Origin of the sequence: Ketobacter sp., assembly GCF_003671495.1 — a bacterium.
In the GTDB taxonomy this organism is placed as follows: Bacteria; Pseudomonadota; Gammaproteobacteria; order Pseudomonadales; family Ketobacteraceae; genus Ketobacter.
The window spans coordinates 193,164-199,163 of the sequence record NZ_RCHN01000019.1; the positions used below are offsets into that span (position 1 = coordinate 193,164).

A 6,000-nucleotide genomic window follows, 5' to 3' on the forward strand; every position below is an offset into this window, starting at 1 on the left:
GTCAACAGGGTTGTTTATTAACGCAATTTGTGGCACAAAAGCTGTCTAAGTTTCTGAGTGTCAGTGAGAATCATTTGAAGGGCTTTCACAAGCCATTGCAGCGTCTGAATAACGCACGCATTTACGGAACCCAATAGCAGTAACCAACTGCAACAATCAATGCTGGTGACGAACGCCCAGATGCGAGTGGGGGAGAGCAGGTCTAGGGCCTGATTCACATGAGCCTCAACGTAAAATAAATATAAAAGCCCGCCGAGGGCGTGGAGCAAAAGCGAGACCGGGATGAGTGGTAAAGAGAAGACAGTGGTAATTACCGGGGCAAATGCAGGGATCGGCTATCAGGTTGCCCTGGCGTTTTGCCAGCAGGGTGCCCGCGTGGTAATGGCCTGCAGAAGTAAAGACAAGGCGGAGCAGGCACGTAGCGAATTGCTGGAACAGGTTCCCGCAGGCAACATTGACATTCTTCCACTGGATGTATCAGAGCTTTCCTCCATCAATGAGTTCGCCCGGCAGTTTGCCGATGAGATCGGAGAGCTGGATATTCTGATTAATAATGCCGGGATCGTGACACCACACCTGCACCGTAACAGCCTGGGTTACGAATTGCACTTGGCCACCAACTATCTGGGTGCCTTTGCGGTCACAGGGCTGCTGCTGCCTTTTTTTAAATCGAGCCGGCAGACCCGCATTGTCAATGTGGGCAGCCTGGCACACCGTTTCGGCAAGTTTGATTTCAACGATCCTAACTGGAATCAGCGTAAGTTCAATCACTGGAAAGCGTATGCGCAAAGCAAGATCGCAACCGCCAGTTTCACCCAGGAGCTGAACCGGCGCCTGCAATTGACCGGCAGTGACACCATAGCATTGGGGGCCCATCCCGGTTTCGCAGCCACCGACATGGGGCGCAAAACCGGTGCCACTACCCCCAGCACCAGGTTCGGTCAGTGGTACCAGAACAAAATGGAAGCCTGGATAGTGGGGCCTCCCAATCAGGCGGCACAGCCGATTCTGTATGCGGCCAGTGAAAACGGCGTGGAAGGCGGTGACTATTACGGGCCTACTGGCTGGTTCGAAATCAAAGGCAAACCCGGTCCGGCGCGGATCAATCCATTGGCAAAGAACGTGGAGTTTGGCAAGCGCATTTGGGCCATATCAGAATCTTTGACCGGCGTGAGTTACCTCGCGGACCTGGAGACCAAATCCAACAGCCTGGAGTCCGGCTGCTGACAGCCAGGGTATTACAAGGTTTCATCATGACTACAGAAAACCGTATTGAAGCATTACGCCAAGAGGTTCGCGCCTGGCTTGAAAGCAATGTGCCCACCGGCTGGCGTGAGGCAATGACCAACGTTGAGCAGGATGCCTTTGTTGCCGCACAGCGAGACTGGTTCGTGAAACTGTCCACTGCCGGTTACGCCACTCCGCACTGGCCCCAGGGCTGGCTGGGTGGCGGCCGTAGCCTGGCGGAACAAAAAGTCATATTTGAGGAAGTGGCGCGCGCAGATGCGCCGCGGTTGATTTTGTATTTTGTCGCCTTGTACCACGCGGCCTGTACATTGTTTGAATGTGGCACAGACCAGCAGCGGGAAAAGTATCTGGATGGCATTCTGCAAGGCAAAATCTGGTGTCAGGGCTTTTCTGAGCCTAATGCAGGCTCCGACCTTGCATCCCTGCGTACCAAGGCAGAACGACGTGGTGACCGTTATGTCATCAACGGTCAGAAAATATGGTCCACCATGGCCCAGTACGCCGACTATTGCCTGTTGCTGGTGAGAACAGATAACTCCGGGCCACCACAGGCTGGCTTGACTTATCTGCTCCTGGACATGAAAACCAAAGGCGTTTCGGTACGACCGATTTCCCAGATCACGGGGGATGACGAATTCGCCGAGATCTTCTTTGATGACGTGGAAGTTGCAGTTGAAGACCGGGTAGGGGAGGAAGGCGCGGGTTGGGCCGTGGCTCAGGCCACCCTGGCATCTGAGCGCGGGCTGACGCTGGTGGAGTTGACCCAACGCATGCGGTATGCCTTACCCATGCTGGTTCAATCCATGCGCCAAAACGGCTGCGAACATGATCCGGTGGTGCATCGTGACCTGGGTAAGCTGATCGCTAATGTAGATGCCGCCTGCGCCCTGGCAGACCAATACCTGATGAAGCGAATCATGGGTGATGAGCAGGTGGGTGATGCGTCGATCGTCAAACTCTTCTATGCCAAGACCCTGCGCGAGTTTGCCGCGCTGGGTGTCCGAATCGGTGGACTGCAGGCCCAATATTATTCCGGCTTTATGCGGGGAGCCACCCAGGAAACCGGACACTGGACCTTGGATTTTATGAATTCCTACAACTGGTCCATTGCCGGTGGCAGCAACGAAGTGCAGCGCAACATTATCTCCGAGCGTATGCTCGGCATGCCGCGGGAACCGAAAAGCTGGCAGTTGGCGGAGGGTAAAGCATGAGCTTTGAGTTGAAGGAGCTACAGGATTCCACGCGCAGGGTCATAGACGCCGCCGGAATCGCAGCCGACGAATCAGAGCTGTGGTCGCAGCTTACTGAACTGGGCTGGTTGATGGTGACGGTGCCAGAGAGTCTCGGTGGTCTTGAGGCCGGAGTACAGGGCGCCTGCACCATGCACTGTGAACTGGGCCGCGGCCTCGCGCGGGCACCTTACCTGCCCGCCATGCTGGCGCTGGATGCTATCTGTGGGTCCGAGCAATCGGAGCGTGATACCTGGCTGGAACAGGTCTTCGCAGGTGGTCTCATCACCACCTGCCTGGCGGAGTGCAGCCTCCACGTTAGCGACTCACGTCTGGATGGCAGCGCCACAGGCGTGCAATCCGCAGACAGCGCTCAGCACGTGCTCCTGTGGACCGACAGTAATGACCTGGTGGTGCTGGTGGATCTGCGCAAGCCCGGGGTGGCCATCACCGCGAAACCTACCTGGGATCTGACCCGGCGGCTCTTTGACGTGGAGCTGGATCAGGTACCGCTCAGTGAACATCATATTGTGGCCGAAGGTGAGTCAGCGCGGGTTATGATTCAACGCTTGGCGGCGTTGCGGGACTTCTACCTGGCGGCGGATGCCATCGGGGGCGCCCAAACCATGCTTGAGATGACCATCGAGCATCTGCAGACCCGAGTTCAGTTCAAACGCCCGCTGGCCCTGTTCCAGGCGCTGAAGCATCGCTGTGCGGATATGAAAGCGTCCATTGTCGCCGCCGAGGCCATGCTGTTTGACGCGTTGCGCAGGCTGGAAGGGGATCTGGACAACCCGCAATTCGGCATCAAAGCCAGGGGTGTCAAAATGTTTGCCACCACCATGTTTACCCAGGTGGCCGAAGACTGCCTGCAGTTGCATGGTGGCATTGGCATGGCGGATGAGCATCCCTGCCATTTATTTTTGAAAAGGGCTTTACTGAGCGAGCAATTGAGCGGTTCTGGCGCCGCATATGCATCTAATCTGGCTCTGGATCTGATTGAAAATTCAGGCAATTTGCAGTCAGGGAAATGTGCATAGACTATGGCCTCGCCATGCTTTATAGTAATCACCAGTGGTGTACATTAAGGAATGTAAGCGAATGCGGCCTCTACCCAAACTCGACGCCTTCAACCGCGACTTCTGGACCGGTGGTGAGCACAACGAACTGCGGATTATGTACTGCAATGACTGCGATGCGTTTATCCATCCACCGCGTCCGGTGTGCCGTCACTGCCTGTCGGACAATGTCGCTGCCAAGGCGGTTGAGGGCACCGGTGTGGTGGACACCTACACCGTGAACCACCAGGCCTGGCACCCGAAAATGGAAGTGCCGTTTATCGTAGCGAGAGTAGCACTGGATGGTGCCCCGGGCGTGTACCTCACCACCAACATCATCGGTTGTGGCGTTGACGAGGTGGAGTTCGGTGACCGCGTGAAAGTAACCTTTGAGCGCCAGGACGATGTTTATCTGCCGCTGTTCGAAAAGATATCCTGATGACGAAAACCAATGAAGCATACATCACCGGAATAGGGCAGTCCGAAATCGGGCAGAACCTGCAACGGCATCCGCTGCTGTTGACGGTGGATGCGGTAAAAGAAGCCTTGGCTGAAGCGGGGTTGAGCATCCACCAGATTGATGGGGTCTCCACCTATCCAGGTCGTGTGCCGCAAATGCTGGGCTTTTCGCCCATTGGCGCCGACGAGCTGATTGATGCGCTGGGCATCAAGGCGACCTGGTATGCAGGCGGTGGCGAAATCTCATCCCAGTTGGGCGCGGTGGTGGCTGCGGTTGGCGCTATACGTTCCGGCCAGGCCCGTCATGTTATTTGCTACCGCACTGTTTATGAAGCCGCTGCCATGGCCCGGCCCGATGAGTACCCCATGCCGCGCCGCGACCGGGTAGAGGGCAGCGCTCAATGGACGGCCCCGTTCAACGCCTTGTCCCCAGCCACCTGGTTTGCCCAATACGCCATGCGCCATGTGAAAAAATATGGCCTGACCCGGGAACAACTGGCACAGATCGCGCTGACCGACCGGGCCAACGCCCTGTTGAACCCCCGGGCACTGGTGAAGAAACCGCTGAGCCTGGACGAATATATGTCCGCCCGCATGGTGGCCGATCCCATCTGCCTGTACGACTGTGACCGTTTCACAGATGCTTCAACCGTACTGATTGTGTCAGCAGGCGATGCCCTCGACGAAGTGACCTGCACACCCATTCGCATTGTAGCGATGGCCGGCAGTGTAGATCGTCACAGTTGGGATCAGGCGGAGTGGATGGCATCTTACGCCACCGGTCGGGACCTGTGGCAGCGTACCGACTACACCCCGGCGGATGTGGACACTGCACAACTCTACGATGGCTTCAGCTTTCTCACCCTCACCTGGCTTGAAGGGCTGGGCTTCTGCGAAGTGGGAGAAGGCGGTCGCTTTATCGAAGGTGGCAAGCGCATCGCCCTGGATGGCGAGCTTCCTCTCAACACTTTTGGTGGACAGATTGGTGGTGGCCGCCTGCATGGATTCGGGTTTGCTCATGAGGCGGTGGTACAACTGCGAGGCCTGGGTGGTGATCGCCAGATCAAGGGCGACCCCAAAGTGGCGGTGGCCACCTCCGGTGGCGGTCCATTGGCAACGGCGTTGTTACTGGCGCGGGATTGACGCGCAGTGTCTGCCCAGGGATTTTGGCGTCGTATCCGCCTGACTCCGGCGCCGGGGGTGATTCAAGCGGATGTGGAAGATGACTTCCACTGTATGACGGTGCTCCTCCACCACGAGCAGGGCAAGGCAACGGACGTCATTGCGGATCTACAGCGGGCCCCCTGGAGCACGTGCCCCGGAGCGCCAGCGGAGCTGGTCAAAACGTTTAAAGGGCAGGCTCTGAGCGAGTTCCCTACGGTGGGGCAGAAGCACACACACTGTACCCACCTGTATGACCTGGCGTTACTCGCCGCCCGCCATGCCGGTGATGACACACCGACGATCTACGACATTCAGGTGTCAGATCCGGTGAATGAACATCGGCAAGCGGAAATAAAGCGCAATCAACGATCATTGTTGTGCTGGAAAGAATCAGGCTTTCACATTGTGGAGCCAAAGGGTGCTGCGGGAATCAGGCTCGACAAACTACGGGTTTGGATAGACACCCTGGCGCCGGAGCTGCAAGAGCCGGCGCGCCTGTTACAGTGGGGAAACATGCTTGCCAACGGTCGCATCATCCCACTTGAGAAGCAGTCGGATGCCACAAAAATGCCGGCCAGTTGCTACACATTCCAGCCTGAAAGGGCAGTAGTGGCTACCCGCATAGGCTTGATCAGAGACTTCAGCCAGGGCGACGGAACTCCACTGGATGATGTGAGCGTCTCAGTCAGTACTAAAACAACAATAGAGTTTTAAAACAATTAGGGATGCTCTGATTAAGTCCACCCGTATGGCATAATCCAGGAATCACATGAATGGTGGACAATATGGATCAACTCAGTTTCTCAGAGGCAGAATACAATCACAAGAAGCGTAAGACCCGC

General features: G+C 56.6%; 6 protein-coding genes. All 6 read left to right on the forward strand.

Annotated features, from left to right (window positions below; genetic code table 11):
• Positions 1–282: 282 nt before the first annotated feature.
• The 6 genes from D9N14_RS09990 (at position 283) to D9N14_RS10015 (ending at position 5,872) form a co-directional block, all read left to right on the forward strand.
• On the forward strand, positions 283–1,227 hold the full coding sequence (locus D9N14_RS09990) for an oxidoreductase (RefSeq protein WP_290579231.1): 945 nt from the start codon (positions 283–285) through the stop codon (positions 1,225–1,227).
• Between the two features lie 26 nt (positions 1,228–1,253).
• Positions 1,254–2,459, forward strand: a complete 1,206-nt coding sequence (locus tag D9N14_RS09995; protein ID WP_290579232.1) for an acyl-CoA dehydrogenase family protein — start codon at positions 1,254–1,256, stop codon at positions 2,457–2,459.
• On the forward strand, positions 2,456–3,517 hold the full coding sequence (locus D9N14_RS10000) for an acyl-CoA dehydrogenase family protein (protein ID WP_290579233.1): 1,062 nt from the start codon (positions 2,456–2,458) through the stop codon (positions 3,515–3,517). Before D9N14_RS09995 ends, D9N14_RS10000 begins: the two co-directional genes overlap by 4 nt.
• A 61-nt stretch (positions 3,518–3,578) precedes the next feature.
• Positions 3,579–3,974, forward strand: a complete 396-nt coding sequence (locus D9N14_RS10005) for a Zn-ribbon domain-containing OB-fold protein (protein WP_290579234.1) — start codon at positions 3,579–3,581, stop codon at positions 3,972–3,974.
• Positions 3,974–5,137 (forward strand): thiolase family protein, encoded by a 1,164-nt coding sequence (locus D9N14_RS10010; RefSeq protein ID WP_290579235.1) that lies wholly within the window; start codon positions 3,974–3,976, stop codon positions 5,135–5,137. Before D9N14_RS10005 ends, D9N14_RS10010 begins: the two co-directional genes overlap by 1 nt.
• Before the next feature lie 57 nt (positions 5,138–5,194).
• On the forward strand, positions 5,195–5,872 hold the full coding sequence (locus tag D9N14_RS10015; protein ID WP_290579236.1) for a hypothetical protein: 678 nt from the start codon (positions 5,195–5,197) through the stop codon (positions 5,870–5,872).
• The last annotated feature ends 128 nt before the right edge of the window (positions 5,873–6,000 follow it).

Bases quoted from the DNA above. Each gene is read 5' to 3' on its own strand.
- D9N14_RS09990 (WP_290579231.1), top strand. From the start codon at position 283: ATGAGTGGTAAAGAGAAGACAGTGGTAATTACCGGGGCAAATGCAGGG.
- D9N14_RS09995 (WP_290579232.1), top strand. From the start codon at position 1,254: ATGACTACAGAAAACCGTATTGAAGCATTACGCCAAGAGGTTCGCGCC.
- D9N14_RS10000 (WP_290579233.1), top strand. From the start codon at position 2,456: ATGAGCTTTGAGTTGAAGGAGCTACAGGATTCCACGCGCAGGGTCATA.
- D9N14_RS10005 (WP_290579234.1), top strand. From the start codon at position 3,579: ATGCGGCCTCTACCCAAACTCGACGCCTTCAACCGCGACTTCTGGACC.
- D9N14_RS10010 (WP_290579235.1), top strand. From the start codon at position 3,974: ATGACGAAAACCAATGAAGCATACATCACCGGAATAGGGCAGTCCGAA.